We start from the raw sequence: 17,250 nt of genomic DNA, 5'->3' as shown, positions 1-17,250 counted from the left end.
TACAGCTGAAGTGACTCAGTCTCCCGCAGAGCCAGTGATGCCGAGAGTTGTCTTTACGTCATCAAGGAGGCTGCTGATCATATCGGCCAGAGATCCACCACCTGCGTCTCCTGCACCAAATACAAAGAAGAGCGCTGCGGCGATCAAGGCGACGATAACGCCGTATTCAATAGCGGTTGCCCCGCGCTGACGGTGGCGCTGGGGGCACTGAGGCTGCCTGGCAGCGACCTTGACGGCCTTGGGGCAAAGGGGGTTCGCGAAAAAGAGAGGGGACTTTTTCATTGTGGATACTCCTGCGTAAAATCGATATTTTTATATACGTTATATCTTAATTACCGATTCATCATTGTTCGTCACACGGTCACCAAGATCGCCAGTCTTTATGGGGCTGTTCCTTCTCACCCGTGATGTCTACTGGCTGCTTCTTACTCCTTCTTGCTAGTCCTTTTTTATTAATTCATAGGATTATCTTATTAGTAGCCAGAAGAGGTATTTATGTCACCTTAGAGATGGCAACGGAATGTAATTTTTTGGTAGTGACTGATACTAAACATTTCATTCGGATATCAATGAACCAGCATTCAATATGTCTGACATTGCACACGCTGTGCCGTTATGAAGGACGCAACCAACGGACCAGCGGCCATTCCGTGGCCATCCATCGCACCATGACGATCCGGATGACGCCATTGCGTCATGACCGCCAAGGCGTCCCGCTTGACCCGTGAGGTCGGCGCCGGGACACTGCGCTCCTCACCCAAATCTTCATCAGCCGAGCAGACGTGCAACCGTGGCCAGTCTTCCACCCTCTTCCCCCAGCGGCCTAGCCGACACCCTTGGTCGACTGCCGCGCATCGCTGCGCTGGCCTGGCCGATCATCCTGTCCAACATCACCGTGCCCCTGCTGGGGCTCGTGGATACTGCCGTGGTCGGCCACCTGCCTGACTCACGCTACCTGGCCGGTGTGACCCTGGGGGCCACGCTGTTCGGCTTTCTCTACTGGGGTTTCGGCTTTCTGCGCATGGGCACCACCGGCCTCACTTCCCAGGCCATGGGGCGCAGTCGAGATGACCAGGTCCGTCATCTGCTCGGCCAGTCACTGCTGCTGGCCGGCGCCATCGGCGTGCTGTTGATCCTGCTGGGGCGCCCGCTGATTGCGCTGGGGCTATGGCTGCTCGATGGCAGCCCACAGGCCAGTGAACTGGCCGCCAGCTACGCCGAGATCAGACTACTGTCGGCCCCTGCGGTACTGGCCAACTACGCCATACTTGGCTGGTTCCTGGGGCAACAGAACAGTCGTGTGACGCTGGCACTGCTGCTGACCAATAACGGCGTCAACATCGTCCTCGACCTGCTGTTCGTGGTGGGCCTGGACATGACCAGTGACGGCGTCGCCTGGGCCACGGTGATCGCGGACTACTGCACGGTGGCGCTGGGGCTGTGGTGGTGCCGGCACCGCCTCGGCCGCTTGGGAGGCCACTTCGAGCGGGCCCGGCTGTTTACCGTGGGCGCCTATCGCGAGCTGTTCTCGGTCAATGCCAACCTGTTCGTGCGCACGCTGGGGCTGCTGTTTGCCCAGGCATTCTTCACCGCCCAGGGGGCCGCCCAGGGGGATACGGTGCTGGCGGCAAATGCGGTGCTGCTGCAGTTCATCATGCTCACCTCCTATGGCCTGGACGGATTCGCCAATGCCGCAGAAGCGCTGACCGGCCATGCCATCGGCCGCCGGCGCTTCGATGACTTCGCCCTGTCGGTGCGAGCGGCTGCCCTGTGTTCGCTGGCGACCGCCGCCCTGGCAAGCCTCGCCTTTGCCCTGGGCGGTAACGCCTTGATCGCCCTGCTCACCGGGCTTCCCGAGGTACGCGCCAGCGCCGCGGATTTCATGCCCTGGGTGATCCTGATGCCTTTGGTGGCGGTATGGAGCTACCTGCTCGATGGGGTCTTCATCGGCGCCACCGCCATTGCCGAAATGCGCAACTCGATCTTTATTGCACTGGCCGCCTATCTGCCCCTGTGGTGGCTGACCCAAGGCATGGGAAATCATGGACTTTGGTTAGCCTTTACGACTTTTACCGCAGTGCGTTCCGGGGTCCTTGTGGCCTACTATCTTCGCTATCGCAGCACGCGCTGGAGCAGCACGGGTTAAGGCCTTCGCCCGGTCGATGCCCCTGCTGTCAGCTCAGATGCCGGTGTATGCCCAAACGTCATCGCTTGAAAGGTGACTTTGACGCCCGGCGGCGGACTGCGGCACCGTTGACGCCAGGTGGCCGGGAAGGCCATTTTCACAACCAGAAGAAGCGAAATACGCCATGTTGAGAGCTCTGTCACGACCCGCCGTGAAACTGGTGGAGCGCTATCTACCAGATCCCTATGTCTTCGTCCTGCTCCTGACCATCATCGCTGCGGCAGCGGCCATCGCGGTGGAGCGCCAGTCGCCCATGGCGGTGCTGACGTACTGGGGCGACGGTTTCTGGAACCTGCTGTCCTTCTCCATGCAGATGCTGCTGGTACTGGTCACCGGCTTCATGCTGGCCAGCTCGCCACCGGTCAAGCGCCTGCTGGCAAGTCTGGCTCGCATCGCCAATAACGCGGGTGCCGCCATCCTGCTGGTCACCCTGGTGTCGCTGGCCGCCAGCTGGATCAACTGGGGCTTCGGCCTGGTGGTGGGCGCCCTGTTCGCCAAGGAGCTGGCCCGCGTCGTGCGCGTCGACTATCGCCTGCTGGTCGCCAGTGCCTACTCCGGCTTCGTGGTCTGGCATGGCGGCCTGGCCGGATCGGTCCCCCTGACGATTGCCACGGAAGGGAACCCCTGGGCAGAGCAGATCGGTGTCATCGGCACCGGCGAAACCATCTTTTCCTACTTCAATCTGCTGATTGTGCTGGCTCTGTTCATCGCGGTGCCGCTGGTCAACCGCATGATGCTGCCGGGGGAAAAGGAAAGCGTGTACGTCGATCCGGCCCTGCTGGGAGAGGAAGAAGACCGCCGCGTGCGCATCAGCCGCCCGGCCGAGCGCCTGGAAAACAGCATGACGCTGGCGCTGCTGGTGGGTATGCCAGGTCTGATCTACCTGATCAGCTACTTCGTCGGTGGCGGTGGCCTGAACCTGAACGTGGTCAACTTCATGTTCCTGTTTCTGGCCATCGTGCTGCATCGCACCCCTCAGAGCCTGCTGAACAGCCTGAACGAGGGGATCAAGGGCGGGGCCGGCATCGTCATCCAGTTCCCCTTCTACGCCGGTATCATGGCCATCATGGTGCAGTCAGGACTCGCCGAGACCATGTCGCAGGCCATGGTGTCCTTCGCTACCGAGACCACCCTGCCGTTCTGGACCTTCATCAGCGCCGGCATCGTCAACATGTTCGTGCCTTCGGGCGGAGGCCAGTGGGCCGTCCAGGCACCTGTCGTCATTCCTGCCGCTCAGGCGCTTGGCGTGGACATCCCGCGTGCCGCCATGGCGGTCGCCTGGGGCGATGCCTGGACCAACCTGCTGCAGCCTTTCTGGGCGCTGCCGGTGCTGGGAATTGCAGGACTGAAGGCCAAGGACATCATGGGCTTCTGCCTGGTTCAGCTGTTTATCACCGGCATCATCATCTCGGTGTGTCTGACCTGGCTATGAGCCGCCCGAGCCGGGCGAGATGATGGCAAAGGCGGGCCGATCGGTCACCGCCCCGCTGTACAGTGCCGGCAACAACTGAGTTTCAACGTGCGCCTTGTCTCCGCTCGCGGAGGCAAGGCGTTATGCTATGTGCATCACAGACCGAACTGCATGCTTGAGGAGCCATCCATGCTAGAACAGAGCCTCCCGGGTCAGCACGAACTGACCATGACCGTGCTGATGACACCCGACATGGCCAATTTCAGTGGCAAGGTGCACGGTGGCGCCATCCTCAAGAAACTCGATGAGGTGGCCTATGCCTGCGCCAGTCGCTACTCAGGTCACTATGTGGTCACCCTGTCGGTCGACCAGGTGCGCTTCAAGCAGCCCATCCATGTGGGTGAGCTAGTGACCTTCCTGGCCAGCGTCAATCACGTCGGCCGCTCGTCAATGGAAATTGGCATCAAGGTGGTGGCGGAAGACATTCGCCAGAAGATCATTCGCCATACCAACAGCTGCTACCTGACCATGGTCGCGGTGGACTCGGACGGACGCCCCGCCACGGTGCCGCCGCTGACGCTGGACACGCCGATACGCAAGCTGCGCTATGAAAAAGCCACCCTGCGCAAGAAGCTGCGCAAGCAGGCAGAAGAAGAGGAGCAGCGCACCCAGCAGGAGCTGGGCCAACGCTGAGACACCCGAAGCCGTATCCGACGAGGTCGGCGATGACCCGACAGGCCAGCCGCTAGGCGGCCTGTCGCAGCCTGCGGTGACGGTGCTGGTTCCTGTTACGGTTCCTGGTTGCTGGCCCGCACCATCACAATGCCGGCCAGCACGTGGGATCAACCGCACCCCAGCTCGACAATCGTATCGGCGTCATCCAGGCGCACGTTCAAGCGGTCCAGGCGCAGGTCCATGGTCGCCACTCCGCCCGGTCTCAGCACGCGCAGGGTCTTGGCACCACTTTCGGCTTTCAGGCGTTCGTCCTGTGCCTCCTGGTAATGCTGCCCCACCCAGTCCTGAACAGCCGCCGCGTCACAGGCTTCAGCCAAGGGAGCCCGCTTGGGCGGCAACGGAGCGGGCTCACCGGTCCCGCCCGACGACGCGCTGCACCCTGCCAGCGCAGCAACCATGAATAACGGAAGAAGAGCTTTCATCATCGGCCTCCAGTGCCTGAATGTCCTTTCGTCTGGCCCATGGCAAGGGGCCACTTGCTGCCTGAACGCTGGCGCCAGGCGGCCCTGCACATGACAAGGGGCCAGCATAGCAGATGCCTTGGACCATGCTTGGCGTCCCCTCCTGACTTGCCTCATGTTCCTTATTTTTTCATCACTGGCTAGGCGCCTGCCCTGTCCACAAAAAAGCGGTGATGCACCTGAGTGACATCACCGCCGTTTGTGTTTCTGTTTCTTTTACTTTGCGTATTCCTATTCCTGTCGCTGGATCAGCATCCCTGCGTTGCCGTGGCTCTCTGCCAGGGCCTTGCTGCCAAGACCTTGCTGCCAAGGCCTTGGAGAAAGCCTGGCGGAGTGCAGGTTTGTGGCCAGCGATCAGGCGGTGCTGTTCTGGATGGCTTCACCACCCTTCTCGATGTCCTGGCCGACACCCCGCACCGTGTTGCAGCCACTCAACAGCGCCAGGGTAAACATCGATACCAGAATCAATGCCAGCGTCCTTTTCATTGTCCCTTCTCCTTGCAGCCAGGTGGGTAAGCAAAATACATCATCCTCAGATAATCTAGCACGATGACGTTCATTCGCTAGGCTTTGTGTCGCGCTTTTCGAGGGTCTGCACAGCACTCAGTAGAGGGCCAGGCGCAAAATGATCACGGCAATCACCGCCACCGTCAGCCATTTGACCACCATGGCGCCCCGGGAACTCATGTTGACCTTCACCGCCAGCCAGGCACCGGTCATGCTGCCGGCGGCCAGCACCAGGCCGTAGCTCCAGCGCACCTGGTCATGCCACAGAAAGATGCCCAGGGCAGGCAGGGTGTAGACAAGGATGATCAGCACCTTGAAGGCATTGACCTGGCCAAGATCGATCTTGAGCATGCGATACAGCACGATCATGAACAGAATCCCGACCCCGACCTGCAGGAAGCCGCCGTAGACACCGATCACGAACATCGCCAGATAGATGCCAGGGGTCAGCCGCTCCACCGTCAGGGGCCGAGTGTCGATCTTCGGTTGTGGCAGCAGCATGATCACTGCCGCGGCGACCATCACCACCATCAGGATCGTCTCGAACAACGCATCGCTGACCTGAAGCGCCAGCCACACGCCCAGCATCGAGCCCAGTACAGCAGGCACCGACAGGCGCAGGCTGAGCCCGATATGACGGGCTCCTGCACGAAAGAAGTTGGCCACCGCTGACACGCTCTGCAGAGTGATCGACACCCGATTGGTGCCGTTGGCCACCTGAGGGGGAAGTCCGAGAAACATCAACAGCGGCAGCGTCAGCATCGAACCGCCCGCCGCCAGCACATTGATAAAACCTGCCACGATACCTGCCGTCAGCAGGGCCGCTCCCTCGACCAGGGTCATCGTCTTTCCTCTCTCGCTTGTCTCGTATAGGGGGTGTATCGAACTGGGGTTGTATCGAGCAGGGGTGACGTCGAACAGGAACTTCGTCGAATAGATGCCCCTGTCGTGGCCGCCTGATGTACCCTGCCTGAAACGCCATTCAGGAGCCCGCCATGAGCGATTTCGTCATCGACCCACGCCTTGTCGCCGACACCTATCCCGTCACCGAACTACCGTTGTGTCAGCTGCGCCTGATGGATGATGCCCGCTACCCCTGGCTGGTACTGATTCCCAGGCGGGCCAACGTCACCGAGGTGTTCGACCTGTCGGAAGCCGACCAGCAACAGCTGTGGCGAGAAGCCACTCGCCTGGGCCAGGCGCTGAAGACCCACGCCGGGGGTGACAAGCTCAATATTGCCAGCCTCGGCAACATGGTGGCGCAGTTGCACGTGCATGTGATCGTGCGGCGAGAAGGCGACGCGGCCTGGCCAGGGCCGGTGTGGGGCCACAGCCAGGCCATCGCCTACGACAAGGACAGCTTGGCCGCCACCAAGGACCGTGTGCTGGCGCTGGCCGGCGGGCTGTCCTTGCGCGCCTGAAGGGCTGTCACACGCCGAGGCCACCACTGCGACTACCTGGCGCCATCAGCGGCAAGCCAGGATCCGATGCGCCAACCTGCAGCATCAGCAGAACGCCCAGTCCGATGATCAGCACGCCACCGGTCAGTGCCACCATGGCGGCCAGGCGTGCCACGGCACGACTTCGCGTGGCGGATGTCCGCGCCACGCGAGCGGACACCCAGTCCCGTGCCAGCACGCTGGCGATGCCCAGGGTGGAGACCGTCATGGCGGTACCCAGCGACATTGCCAGCACCGCTGCCACCCCCATCCATGGCTGGCCCAGCAGGCTGGTCACGCCCATCAACAGCACGGCCCCCGAACATGGCCTGGCACCGATCGCCAGCACGGCCAGCCAGGCCTCGCGACCACTGCCATCCGGCGATACATGGTGATGACCGCCACAACACTCATGATGATCATGGTGCGAACCATGAGCATGATGCCCGTGGGACGGATGTTCGTGATGGTGCGGCTCGTGATGGTGCGGCTCGTGATGGTGCGGCTTGTGATGGTGTGCCCCATGGTGCACAGACCCAGCAGACTGCTGCGCTGGGCGCGACAGCGACACCAGCCGCTTCAGCGCGCGTCCGCTCAGCCACAGCCCCAGCAGTGCGACCAGGGCGAAGCTCAACCGCTCGACCCACACCACACTGCCCAGTGCCTCGCGGGTCAGCCAGCCCAGCCCCTGCACCAGCGCCAGTATCAGCAGGATGGCGACCGCTCCCTGCATCAGCGCGGCTCCCACCGACAGAGCCAGGGCGCGACGCCAGGCGCCTCCCTGGGAGACCAGGTAGGCGCTGATCACGGCCTTGCCATGTCCTGGTCCTGCCGCGTGGAAAACGCCGTAAAACAGGCTCAGGCCTATCAAGGTGGCCCAGGCTGCAGCGGACGGCGTCTGGTCGATCAGTGTGACCGCCTGAGTCAAGCGACGATGCAGGTCGGCCTGCATGGCGAGCACCCAGTGGCCGAGCGTATCCAGCGCGCCGGTCACCGCCAGCAACAGCAAGACGCCCACGACGGCGCCCACCGCGAGACACACCTGAACCCAAGGTTGTTGAAGCTTCAGCACGACACACGCCCCGTCTCGGCAAAGAAGCGTCCTAGCCCTTCCGGCGCACTGTCGTCGACATCCAGCTGGGCGGCCGCCATCACCTTGTCCGGATCGGGTTCGGCAATGATGACCGATGCCTGACAGCCGTCGGGCGCTGTCAGCGCTTCGTCCAACGGACCATCCGCATCGGCCTCGTGGACCACCTCCACGTAGTAGGAGGGGTCATATACCCGGTACTCAAGGGTGCTGCCGGCAAGTTCCCTGGGTTCGGCCAGGGGCAGGCGAAAGTGCAGCACGATACGCTCATCGCGCTCCATCACGGTGGCATCGCTGACGCCCTGAAAAACCACTTTTTCGCCGTCGATCTCGGCTTCGGTGAAAAAGTCCCGGGGAGCCAGACTGGTCAGCATGTCCCCTCCCAGGCGGTCGAGGGCCGCATCGCGCCCTTCCTCGTCGGCATCGATCTCTTCCAGCAGCACCAGACTGTAGAACGGATCAAGACGCCAGATCTGGCGTAATGCCGCCACCCGGCCCTCGCTATCGGTCTCGAGCTGGACCGACAGATCGACCCAGCTATGGGGGTGTGACAGCGCTACCTGGCTTGCCCAGGGCCCCACCAGGACAAGCACGAGACTGGCCATCGTCATCAAGCGGCGAACACGTGGCGACAGCGAATGGCGATCCCCACAGGTGGCACGGCGCTTCGGCGAGACAGCCGCGGCCAGGACGGATTGTAGTGCGTACATCAACGGGCAAGTCTTCCCTGTAGTTGAACAAACAGCGGTTCTACGACGTCAGCGGGCAGCGTGCGACCGCCACGAAATCCCTGCAGGCTGACACTGGCCTGGGTGTCTCCAACGTCCTCGACCCGCACCTCGAGACGATAGCCAGGCGGCCGCGCCAAGGAGGCATCAATGCGTCCAAGTGCACCATCTGCCTGGGTGATGACGTAGCCTTGCTCCATCAACAGGGCAAGCGCCTCGTCCAGGGTCTGCTCTGCGCTCACGGCCACCTGCATCTGCCGCGGCGCTTCCGTGGTGACCGATGGGCCGGCACAGCCGCTGAGCAACAGCAGCACGAGTATTCCCCAGCAACGGCTCATTCGATGCCTCCCGAGACACCCGCCTGGGATGCCAGCTGCTGGCGAATCGAGGCGCAGAACGAGGCATCGCTGGCGGTACGCGACTCCCGTAGCTGGCCGGTCCAGTCAAACAGACGAATGTCCCGCGTCAGCTGAACCTGCTGGTCGGTCAGCGCCACGGACACGCGCTCCACTCGGGTGGCATCATCGCTGCCGCCCCAGCCCCAGGAACCGAACCCGACGCCAACTCCGGCGCCGACATGCCCACCGCTACCCCCCAGCACGAAGCCACCAAGGCGTGGCCTGACCGCATCGGCATTATGGTAGGTCGTGCGCTCGGTCTTCTCGGCACTGACCACCCCCAGCGCGGTATCGGTATCGCGCACCAGAAAGTCACGGCCTTCGAGCACGGCCACCACATCCGCAAGACTCACTGCCCCATCGACGACGGGCCACTGGCAGGCTTGCGACGGGGCTGGCTCCGCCACCGGCATCTGCTGAGGTGTGGTCTGACAGGCGCTGAGCCACGGCAACAGACACAACGCCGCCACGCCTGAGCATTTCGCCCAATCGGGGCGGCTTGAAGGACGCCATTTTTTGGACACTTGCATCAGGACCTCCTGCCGATGACGTGAAATACTTCCGAGAGTCTACGCTGTCCCGAGTCAGGGGCAAACGCTGGTCCAGCAGGACATTCCGACCAGGGGGCTGTCCATGTCGTCCCCCTTGTCACCCGCTCATGTCACCCGCTCATTTCTTCCAACCGGAGAGGCCACCCATGAATGTGTTGATCTGCCCCGACAGCTACAAGGATGCGCTGAGCGCCACCGATGCTGCCCGCGCCATCGCCGAGGGTGCGCGACGCGCCGACCCCACCCTGACCATGGATGAATGTCCGATGGCAGACGGGGGAGAAGGCAGCCTTGAGGCCCTGCTCAGCGCCACCGGCGCCGAGTGCCGTACCGCCACCGTGCAGGATGCTCTGGGCAGACCAGGCGAGGCTGCCTGGGGATGGCATGCCGCCAGCCAGACGGCCTATATCGAACTGGCAGAGGCCAGCGGACTGCAGGCACTGAGCCCCGAAGAGCGTACGGCGCTTCACAGCACTACCCACGGCGTCGGGGAGCTGGTCCTGGCGGCCCTCGACGCCGGCGCCCAGCGCATGCTGATCACTCTGGGCGGGAGTGCCACCAATGATGGCGGAGCCGGCATGCTGGCAGCGCTGGGGGCACGGCTGCTGGATGCCGATGATCAGCCGATTTCCCCCACTGGCGCCGGCCTCGAGCACTTGGCCAGGGTCGACCTTTCCGGGTTAGACCGGCGCCTCGACTCGGTCGTGGTCGAGGCCGCCGTGGATGTGGACAATCCGCTGCTGGGCGAGCGTGGCGCCAGTGCCATCTTTGGCCCTCAGAAGGGCGCCTCCCCGGAGGACGTCGAGCGCCTGGATGCCGCGCTATCGCGCTGGGCCGACAAGGCCGCGGAGCAGTTGGGCCAGGATTGGAGAGATGCGCCAGGCACCGGCGCCGCAGGTGGCATGGGCTTCGCGGTAAAGGCCTTCCTCGGGGGGCAGCTGCGCCCGGGTATCGAGATGATCATGGAGCAGGCCGGGATGGAGCAGCGGCTGGCCAATGCCGACCTGGTGATCACCGGCGAGGGCCAGCTCGATGGCCAGAGCCTGTCGGGCAAGACGCCGATAGGTATTTCCCGTGCGGCACGGGCCAGAGGCGTACCGGTCATCGTGCTGGCAGGACGCATGGCACCCGGCTGGCAGGCCGCTCTGGACGAGGGCGTAAGCGCCGCCTTTGCACTGGCAGATGGGCCCATGGACCTCGATGAAGCCTTGGCTCGCTGTGCCGAGCTACTGTCTGATCGCACGGAAAATCTGCTGCGTGCCATGCTCGCTACGTCAGGCCGCTAATATCTGTCGACAAGCTCTCTTGCTGCGCCTGATGGAACACGCCGCCCTGGACACGCCCCTTGAAAATGCAGGGGTTCATCACTATGTCATTAGAAGCGGTCATCAATGGGCCCTATCGCGGCGATGGAGGTAATTGGTTTCACTCCCGCCCACCGGTATCGATATCCTGTCGGGATATACAGGACCACAGCGATCAAGGAGGTATTGCATGAGCGACACCAACGCCATCGGCCTGCACCAAGGCAGCGCCAGCGACCTGGCTAACAAGCTCAACGAACTGCTGGCCAACTACCAGATCTTCTACATGAACGTGCGTGGCTATCACTGGAACGTGAAGGGCCCCAACTTCTTTGAGCTGCACGAAAAATTCGAGGAGTTCTACACCGACCTGCTGGTCAAGGTAGATGAGGTCGCAGAACGCATCCTTACGCTGGGGCACAAGCCCGTCCACGCCTACAGTGACTACACCACCCTGTCGCGGATCGGCGAAGACAAGGACGTGCACGACGGTGAGGCCTGCGTGCGCGGCGTGCTCCAAGGATATCAGCAGCTGATCGAACTACAGCGCGAAATCCTGTCGGTGGCCTCGGATGCCGACGATGAGGGCACCGCCTCTCAGGTCGGGGACTACATCCGTGAGCAGGAGAAGACCGTGTGGATGCTGGGCGCCTACCTGGGCTGACCACACCGCCACACCGGCCTGAATGATCTCGCCCCGCGCGCCAGCCACTGGCGCGCGGGGCGTTTTGCTTGCAACCACCCGACCGTCACCACCGCGCTGCCTGCGCGAGTCCTCTGACGTCGGAGCGGGTTCCAGGGCGACGTTCAAGGCGGATTCCGGGGCAGCCGTCAGGACGACCTGCCGTGGCCTTCATGGCTGCTGGCCTCATCAGTGCCGGTCAGCGTGCTGGAAGCCTCCGCCGCACGCTTCAACTCCTGAGGCAGCGGCTTTTTCATGCGCGCGCCAAGACGCTCAAGCTCCACGGCCTGGGCCACCAGGCTCCCCTGCCCGCGAGACAGCCGGTTCATCGCTTGCTGATGGCTGCTACTGGCCCGTTCCAGGTGCTTGCCCACATCGTCGAGACTCTCGACGAAGCCAGAGAACTTGCCCAGCAGACGCTCGGCCCGGGACACGATGATGCGCGCGTTCTCATTCTGGCGCTCCATGCTCCACAGTCCTGCCACGGTGCGGAGACTGGCCAGCAAGGTGGTCGGCGTGACCACCACCACCTGGCGATCGAAGGCTTCCTGAAACAGCGAGGGGTCCCGCTCAAAGGCTGCGGCGAAGGCCGGTTCCACCGGCACGAACAGAAACACGAAATCCGGTGAATGCAGCCCCGGCAACGCCGGGTAATCCTTGGCGGCGAGCCCACGTATGTGGCTACGCAGGGAGGTCAGGTGAGCACTCATGGCCGCTTCTCGCTCTGCCTCATCGTCAGCATTGACCACCCTCGTCCAGGCGGTCAGCGAGACCTTGGCATCGATGATCAGGTGGCGATCCTCGGGGAGATAGATGATGGCGTCGGGCCGCTGGCGCCCCTGTTCACCATTCATCGAGACCTCTCGCCGGTACTCGATGTCGCGCCTCAAGCCGCTGCGTTCCAGCACCGTTTCGAGCATCAGCTCGCCCCAGCCACCCTGGGCCTTCTGATCACCCTTGAGCGCCCGGGCCAGGCCAGCGGCTTCTTCTCCCAGTCGCGCGTTCAAGCTGGCCAGTTGCTCGATCTGGGACTTCAGCGACACCGCTTCACGACTGTGCTGTCCCGTCAGTTCCTCGACCCGTCGCCGGAACTGATCGACCTGTTCACGGAAAGGCTTGAGCAATGACTCCATGCCTTCTCGACTCTGCGCCTGATACGCTTGCTGGCGCTCCTCGAAGACCTGGCCGGCCAGCTGGTGGAACTCCTGCTTGAGGTTGTCCCGCGCCTGCTCCACCAGCGCCATCTGCTCACGGTGGCGTGCTGTCATCTGCTCTCGTTCGGTTTCCAGCCGGGCATTGTGCTCGCGCACCTCGGCCATATGCTCACGCAGGCTGTCCCGTTCGCGCCGCAGGGTCTCCAGTTGCTCTCGACTGGCATCCAGCTGGGCATCGCTGATCGCCAGCTCCTGCTCCAGCTGACGAGAGGCCTGCTGACGCTCTTCCAGACGCTGTGTCAGCTGCTCCAGCGCTTGATCCTGGCGGCGGCGATGCTGGCGACCACGCCAGACCAGCCACAGCGCCACCAGGGCCAACAGCGAGACGCCGGCAAAGGCCGGCGTCATCGGGGTCGTAAGCAACGCCTCTTTCATCTCAGTCAGGGGTCCTTGCCAGGTCACTGATCACGGCCTTCAGCAGGTCATAGAATGCTTCCACCGTGGAGATCTCGACACGCTCATCGGGGGAGTGAGCACCACGAATCAGCGGGCCGAAGGAAATCATCTCCAGGTGTGGATACTTGCCACCGAGAATACCGCACTCGAGCCCGGCGTGGATGACCTTGATCTCCGGCGCCACACCCAACTGCTCCCGATGCAGCGTGCAGAAGCGCTCGAGCACGCTGCTGTCAGGCTGTGGCGTCCAGCCAGGATAGCCGTTCTCAATGCGGGTCCGAGCCCCGATCAGCTCAAACAGGGCACTGAAGCGTTCGGCCAGGTCGGCGGTGGCACTGTCACGCAGCGAGCGCACCAACGCACACAGGTGAAAGCGGCCTTCTTCCAGGCGGATCACGCCAAGATTGTTGGAGGTCTCGACCACGCCCGGAACATCGACGCTCATGCGCTCGACGCCGCAGGGGGCAGCATGCAAGGCCGCCACCAGCAGCCGGCTGGCGTGACAGGTCAGCGCCTCCTGACGAGGCTCTGGGCAGGGCTCCAGGGTCAGGCGCAGGCCCTCATCCACGCCGCTCAGCTCCTGACGCAGCTCCTCCTCCAGCTGGGTGACACGACCGCGCACGTGCTCGACCTCGTCCCGGGGCACCATGATCACCGCCTGTGCCTCCCGCGGGATGGCATTGCGCAGGGTGCCGCCCTGGTATTCCACCAGGCGCACTTCTCCGCCATCAAGGGCACGCAGCACCCGCACCAGCAGCCGGTTGGCGTTGCCCAGCCCCTTGTCGATGTCGATCCCGGAATGCCCACCCCGCAGGCCTTTGAGGCTGAGCGTCAGCGCCTGCTCTTCCTCGCTGGTCGACTCCATCGGCAGCTGGGCCTCGACCACCACATCAGCACCGCCGGCACAGCCGATGTAGACCTGACCGGGCTCCTCGGAGTCCAAGTTGAGCAGTATGCTCCCCGCCAGCCAGTCCTCGGCCAGGTTGAGAGCGCCCCCCATGGAGGTCTCTTCTTCCAGGGTAAAGATGGCCTCAAGGGGTCCGTGGACCAGCTCCGGCTCCTCGAGAATGGCCAGCGCAGCGGCAACGCCCAGTCCATTATCGGCTCCCAGGGTAGTGCGATCGGCCTTGAGCCAGCCCTCTTCGACCCAGGTCACGATGGGGTCACGAGTGAAGTCGTGGGGCATATCGGCATTGGCCTGGGCCACCATGTCGAGATGGCCCTGGAGAATGACGCCGGGGGCCTGTTCGTGGCCTGGGCTTGCGGCCTTGGACAGGCGCAGGTTGCCGTAGGCATCACGGTCGTGAGCGATCCCTTGCTGCTCAGCCCAGGCCTCGATAGCGGCCACCAGGGCGGCTTCATGGCCCGACGGGCGCGGTGTGTTGCACAAGGTACGGAAGTGGCGCCAGACAATGGCAGGCGCGAGGGTGTCGAGATGTTGGTTCATGCAGGTGATGCCCAGGTTTTGCAGATGCAGGCACTCTACCCCTGCTCCGCCGGCTTGGAAAGGTGACCGATCACGTCCAGGCCATGTCCCACTGCGTCCCGAAGCCATTGTTTGACCTGTGCCTTGCCGCTGAGCGAAAGCGCCGCGGCCAGGGAACTTTCCGAGCGGCCTTGAAACGCCCAGGCCGCGAGCCACGCCAGGTCGCCATTCCCCCCCTGATCGCCACAGGTGATGGCCTGGTGAGACAGCCGGGCCAGGGCAACGACCAGGGCCTGGATCGCCGGTCGCGACAAGGCGGGTTCACGCAGGCCCCGCGCCAGATCCGTCAGCTCTCCCAGGTCATGATCATCCGGCGGCGCCAGCGTGGAATGGGACAATAACGCCATCACCACCTGCGGCGGCAGCAGCGGCAGCTCGAACGCCAGAAGCCCTGGGAGCTGTCGCTGGAAGCGCTGGGCCAGGCGCTCAAGGATCCGCTGCCCGTCATCTGTCAGGCTCCGGGCCAGCATGACCGCGTGCTCGCCGGTGGCCGCTTCCCGGGTCAGGCCGAGGCGCACCGGACGATAGTCCCGGCTGTACCAGAAGCTCAGCAACTCGGGATCTGCACCGAAGCTGGTCCCCAGCAGCATGCAGCCATCTAGCGACGCTTGATCGGCGACATCATCGAGCAGGCGCGCCCCGCATCCGCAACGACGCCAGTCAGGATGCACGGCAATTCTGGACACCCGGCGCAACGACCCGGTCAAGGCACCTCGCTCGCCGGCGTGTGCGGCCAGGGACTGGGCCATCAGGTGTCCCCGTGGACGCCGCTGCCCCAGCAGCACCTGCTCTGCCAGGTCGTCGTCAAAGCGGCCTTCATCGATGGTCACGCAGACCGCCACCGGATGGGCCGGCGGGCCCAGCACCCACAGGCGGGTGTCAGGACCATCCAGCAGCGCCCGCAGGTCACTCGGGGTGGTGCGATAATGGGCCTGCACCAGCAGCCCGAAAATCCCGCGCAGGGCATCCTCATCTTGCGCCAGGGCCGCCCGACCGAGGACTGACGACGGCAGCGCCGCGACCTGGGACGCCAGGTCGCCAGCAGCCACCGGTACGTCGGGCATCTCCGCGTCCAGACACAGTAAAGCCGATATCGCCGCTTCCAGGGGATCACCGGCCGCCCAGCGTATCGGCGCGGTCAGCTCCATGGCCTGCCACTGAGGTGTGATAGCGTCAAGCTGACGCCTGAAGCGCAGCGCAAAGCCTCGGCCAGAGCCTTCATAGCCGTGCACGGTGGTAGCGAAGGCGACACGCGGAAATGCCTTCAGCCACTGACCCAGCAGCGCTGCCGGAATCGCCGCAGCCTCATCCACCAGCAGGACGCTGCCGGCGCCGCCGGCTTCGCCCGTGGTCACGGCATCGGAAAGCCCATCTGGGGCCATGAAGCGCAGCCGCCCGGCGGCCAGGCAGTAGTCATTGCCGTCACGCACGCCCTCCGGCAACAGCGCCGCCAGACGGGCGAACACCGCCTCCACGGATGACACCCTGGGGGCGGTCAGCAGGATCTCGACCGGCGAATCGGCGGAGGCGTGCTCCAGCATTCGTGCGCAGGCGATGCCCAGCGCCGCGGACTTGCCGCGACCACGGTCTGCGGTGATCACCAGCGGACGGCGGCGCTTGAGGCGAGACAACCGGCGCACCGCCTCGGCCTGGTCCGCGGTGAGGCAGTCAGCATCCGGGCACGGTGACACCGTTTCGGATTGAGTCGACGGTAAGGACGCCGGAGCCCGAGCTGAAGCGAGGTCTGAAGCCTGGGCCAGGGCCCCATCTAAAGAGCGCGCTGGCGACAGGCCGGCATCGCCATGCCAGTGCATGACGCCATCCAGCTCGCCCAGCAAGCGGTGCAGGCGCCTAAGATAGTGACTGGTCAGCGACGCCGGCGCCCAGGGGTGAGCGGCGATACGCCGGTAGTCCCGATCAGGCTGACGGCCGCCGTCGTCTGGCATCAGCAGCCACAGCAGACCGCCGGCGACCAGGGTGCCGGAAAGCGCGCCCAGCGCATCGGGGTCGAGCCCCGAGGCGGGTGACAGGGCATCGACGATCAGCAGATCGTGTTCATGCCCCAGGCGCATCCTGGCCTTGCCGAGCGCCACCATCTCCACCTCGTCCCGTGCGGGTTCTGCCACGACCTCGAGGTCCATGCCCGCCCACAGCGGCGCCTCCCAGCCCCCTTGTGCGAGACACTCCAGGGCTCGACGACGGACCTGTTCCGGCGACCCCGTCATCCACACCATCCCGCGCTGACGCTGCTGGGCCAGACGCGCACGATAGTCGCGTAGGCGCTCGAGATCGGCATGAGTGACGAGGCTATGCATGGCGGCTCCAGGATAAATCAACTTTGGTCTAATGAAAGCACCGATTAAACGCTCGTGCGATCTATGGCGGTGCAGCATAGATCCGCTTCTAACTTATTCATTTTCTTGAATTGTCGATACTTTTTATCGCTTCAAGAGCTGTGCATATGCCAAAAAAGCGTGGTGATTCATCGACATGTGTCGCATCGAACAACGCTTGTGGACCGTGCTAGCTTGATGAAGCCGAGGCGACAGCGAGGGTCCCCCCGCTGTTCGGCCACTACTCCCAGGCACCGCCACCATGGATGCCAAACGCCAACCTGGAGAGGCAGCGACCGCCTCCTTTGCAGAATCACAACAACCCACGGG

The 17,250-nt window shown here is 63.7% G+C and carries 17 protein-coding genes; 6 read left to right on the top strand and 11 right to left on the bottom strand.

What is annotated here, in order from left to right:
* Positions 1-15 precede the first annotated feature (15 nt).
* Positions 16-282 carry a Flp family type IVb pilin gene (locus KUV41_RS12440; protein ID WP_222486400.1) on the bottom strand — a complete coding sequence of 89 codons (267 nt, stop codon included), beginning with the start codon at positions 280-282 and terminating at the stop codon, positions 16-18.
* A 508-nt stretch (positions 283-790) separates the two neighbouring features.
* On the opposite strand from KUV41_RS12440, the gene KUV41_RS12435 reads away from it, so the two are divergent.
* The 3 genes from KUV41_RS12435 to KUV41_RS12425 all read left to right on the top strand — a co-directional run bounded on the left by KUV41_RS12435 (position 791) and on the right by KUV41_RS12425 (position 4,289).
* A complete protein-coding gene (locus tag KUV41_RS12435) occupies positions 791-2,146 on the top strand; it encodes an MATE family efflux transporter (RefSeq protein ID WP_224852129.1) in 1,356 nt (451 codons plus the stop codon).
* Positions 2,147-2,309: 163 nt separating this feature from the next.
* Positions 2,310-3,617, top strand: a complete 1,308-nt coding sequence (locus tag KUV41_RS12430; RefSeq protein ID WP_206940637.1) for a short-chain fatty acid transporter — start codon at positions 2,310-2,312, stop codon at positions 3,615-3,617.
* Positions 3,618-3,785: 168 nt separating this feature from the next.
* The gene (locus tag KUV41_RS12425; RefSeq protein ID WP_206940639.1) at positions 3,786-4,289 is read left to right on the top strand and encodes an acyl-CoA thioesterase; all 504 of its coding nucleotides are present in this window, start codon (positions 3,786-3,788) and stop codon (positions 4,287-4,289) included.
* 149 nt (positions 4,290-4,438) lie between these two features.
* Here the strand turns inward: KUV41_RS12425 and KUV41_RS12420 are convergent, their stop codons facing one another.
* The 3 genes from KUV41_RS12420 to KUV41_RS12410 all read right to left on the bottom strand — a co-directional run bounded on the left by KUV41_RS12420 (position 4,439) and on the right by KUV41_RS12410 (position 6,142).
* Complete coding sequence (locus KUV41_RS12420) at positions 4,439-4,753, bottom strand: I78 family peptidase inhibitor (RefSeq protein WP_224908615.1); 315 nt, start codon at positions 4,751-4,753, stop codon at positions 4,439-4,441.
* A 393-nt stretch (positions 4,754-5,146) separates the two neighbouring features.
* The gene (locus KUV41_RS12415) at positions 5,147-5,278 is read right to left on the bottom strand and encodes an entericidin A/B family lipoprotein (protein ID WP_206940644.1); all 132 of its coding nucleotides are present in this window, start codon (positions 5,276-5,278) and stop codon (positions 5,147-5,149) included.
* Between the two features lie 117 nt (positions 5,279-5,395).
* Complete coding sequence (locus KUV41_RS12410; RefSeq protein ID WP_206940646.1) at positions 5,396-6,142, bottom strand: sulfite exporter TauE/SafE family protein; 747 nt, start codon at positions 6,140-6,142, stop codon at positions 5,396-5,398.
* Between the two features lie 152 nt (positions 6,143-6,294).
* Between KUV41_RS12410 and KUV41_RS12405 the strand changes: the two genes are divergently transcribed.
* Positions 6,295-6,720, top strand: coding sequence for an HIT family protein (locus KUV41_RS12405; RefSeq protein WP_222486398.1), 426 nt, complete (start codon positions 6,295-6,297; stop codon positions 6,718-6,720).
* Positions 6,721-6,727: 7 nt separating this feature from the next.
* On the opposite strand, the gene KUV41_RS12400 is transcribed toward KUV41_RS12405, so the two are convergent.
* Genes KUV41_RS12400 through KUV41_RS12385 form a run of 4 tightly spaced genes read right to left on the bottom strand, consistent with a single transcriptional unit; the run spans position 6,728 to position 9,484 of the window.
* The gene (locus KUV41_RS12400) at positions 6,728-7,810 is read right to left on the bottom strand and encodes a sodium:proton antiporter (RefSeq protein ID WP_315900583.1); all 1,083 of its coding nucleotides are present in this window, start codon (positions 7,808-7,810) and stop codon (positions 6,728-6,730) included.
* Positions 7,804-8,538: a DUF1007 family protein gene (locus KUV41_RS12395; protein WP_261396035.1), complete on the bottom strand. Its 735-nt coding sequence runs from the start codon at positions 8,536-8,538 to the stop codon at positions 7,804-7,806. The genes KUV41_RS12400 and KUV41_RS12395 overlap by 7 nt, the downstream gene beginning before the upstream one ends.
* Entirely contained in the window at positions 8,538-8,894 is a 357-nt protein-coding gene (locus KUV41_RS12390; protein ID WP_222486396.1) for a hypothetical protein, read from the bottom strand. Before KUV41_RS12390 ends, KUV41_RS12395 begins: the two co-directional genes overlap by 1 nt.
* Positions 8,891-9,484 carry a hypothetical protein gene (locus KUV41_RS12385; RefSeq protein ID WP_222163945.1) on the bottom strand — a complete coding sequence of 198 codons (594 nt, stop codon included), beginning with the start codon at positions 9,482-9,484 and terminating at the stop codon, positions 8,891-8,893. Before KUV41_RS12385 ends, KUV41_RS12390 begins: the two co-directional genes overlap by 4 nt.
* A gap of 167 nt (positions 9,485-9,651) precedes the next feature.
* Here KUV41_RS12385 and KUV41_RS12380 point away from each other — a divergent pair, with 167 nt between their 5' ends.
* Together KUV41_RS12380 and KUV41_RS12375 are read left to right on the top strand one after the other, a co-directional pair.
* Complete coding sequence (locus KUV41_RS12380; RefSeq protein WP_222486394.1) at positions 9,652-10,791, top strand: glycerate kinase; 1,140 nt, start codon at positions 9,652-9,654, stop codon at positions 10,789-10,791.
* Positions 10,792-10,999: 208 nt separating this feature from the next.
* Positions 11,000-11,473 carry a Dps family protein gene (locus tag KUV41_RS12375; protein WP_222163943.1) on the top strand — a complete coding sequence of 158 codons (474 nt, stop codon included), beginning with the start codon at positions 11,000-11,002 and terminating at the stop codon, positions 11,471-11,473.
* Positions 11,474-11,640: 167 nt separating this feature from the next.
* Here KUV41_RS12375 and rmuC read toward each other — a convergent pair whose 3' ends face one another.
* Genes rmuC through KUV41_RS12360 form a run of 3 tightly spaced genes read right to left on the bottom strand, consistent with a single transcriptional unit; the run spans position 11,641 to position 16,902 of the window.
* Complete coding sequence (gene rmuC / locus KUV41_RS12370) at positions 11,641-13,080, bottom strand: DNA recombination protein RmuC (RefSeq protein WP_261396034.1); 1,440 nt, start codon at positions 13,078-13,080, stop codon at positions 11,641-11,643.
* A gap of 1 nt (position 13,081) precedes the next feature.
* A complete protein-coding gene (locus KUV41_RS12365) occupies positions 13,082-14,548 on the bottom strand; it encodes an aminoacyl-histidine dipeptidase (RefSeq protein WP_222486392.1) in 1,467 nt (488 codons plus the stop codon).
* A 35-nt stretch (positions 14,549-14,583) separates the two neighbouring features.
* The gene (locus tag KUV41_RS12360) at positions 14,584-16,902 is read right to left on the bottom strand and encodes a tRNA(Met) cytidine acetyltransferase TmcA (protein WP_222486390.1); all 2,319 of its coding nucleotides are present in this window, start codon (positions 16,900-16,902) and stop codon (positions 14,584-14,586) included.
* Positions 16,903-17,250: the final 348 nt, after the last annotated feature.

The sequence above is a fragment of the Halomonas sp. DP8Y7-1 genome (assembly GCF_019801685.1).
Classification (GTDB): Bacteria; Pseudomonadota; Gammaproteobacteria; order Pseudomonadales; family Halomonadaceae; genus Halomonas; species Halomonas litopenaei_A.
This window is presented reverse-complemented; position numbering and strand designations above follow the sequence as displayed.

Excerpts from the sequence above, each read along its gene's own strand:
- KUV41_RS12440 (WP_222486400.1), bottom strand. The coding sequence starts at position 282 with ATGAAAAAGTCCCCTCTCTTTTTCGCGAACCCCCTTTGCCCCAAGGCC.
- KUV41_RS12415 (WP_206940644.1), bottom strand. The coding sequence starts at position 5,278 with ATGAAAAGGACGCTGGCATTGATTCTGGTATCGATGTTTACCCTGGCG.
- KUV41_RS12390 (WP_222486396.1), bottom strand. The coding sequence starts at position 8,894 with ATGAGCCGTTGCTGGGGAATACTCGTGCTGCTGTTGCTCAGCGGCTGT.
- KUV41_RS12385 (WP_222163945.1), bottom strand. The coding sequence starts at position 9,484 with ATGCAAGTGTCCAAAAAATGGCGTCCTTCAAGCCGCCCCGATTGGGCG.
- KUV41_RS12380 (WP_222486394.1), top strand. The coding sequence starts at position 9,652 with ATGAATGTGTTGATCTGCCCCGACAGCTACAAGGATGCGCTGAGCGCC.
- KUV41_RS12405 (WP_222486398.1), top strand. The coding sequence starts at position 6,295 with ATGAGCGATTTCGTCATCGACCCACGCCTTGTCGCCGACACCTATCCC.
- KUV41_RS12420 (WP_224908615.1), bottom strand. The coding sequence starts at position 4,753 with ATGAAAGCTCTTCTTCCGTTATTCATGGTTGCTGCGCTGGCAGGGTGC.
- KUV41_RS12410 (WP_206940646.1), bottom strand. The coding sequence starts at position 6,142 with ATGACCCTGGTCGAGGGAGCGGCCCTGCTGACGGCAGGTATCGTGGCA.
- KUV41_RS12430 (WP_206940637.1), top strand. The coding sequence starts at position 2,310 with ATGTTGAGAGCTCTGTCACGACCCGCCGTGAAACTGGTGGAGCGCTAT.
- KUV41_RS12360 (WP_222486390.1), bottom strand. The coding sequence starts at position 16,902 with ATGCATAGCCTCGTCACTCATGCCGATCTCGAGCGCCTACGCGACTAT.
- KUV41_RS12375 (WP_222163943.1), top strand. The coding sequence starts at position 11,000 with ATGAGCGACACCAACGCCATCGGCCTGCACCAAGGCAGCGCCAGCGAC.
- KUV41_RS12365 (WP_222486392.1), bottom strand. The coding sequence starts at position 14,548 with ATGAACCAACATCTCGACACCCTCGCGCCTGCCATTGTCTGGCGCCAC.
- rmuC (WP_261396034.1), bottom strand. The coding sequence starts at position 13,080 with ATGAAAGAGGCGTTGCTTACGACCCCGATGACGCCGGCCTTTGCCGGC.
- KUV41_RS12395 (WP_261396035.1), bottom strand. The coding sequence starts at position 8,538 with ATGTACGCACTACAATCCGTCCTGGCCGCGGCTGTCTCGCCGAAGCGC.
- KUV41_RS12425 (WP_206940639.1), top strand. The coding sequence starts at position 3,786 with ATGCTAGAACAGAGCCTCCCGGGTCAGCACGAACTGACCATGACCGTG.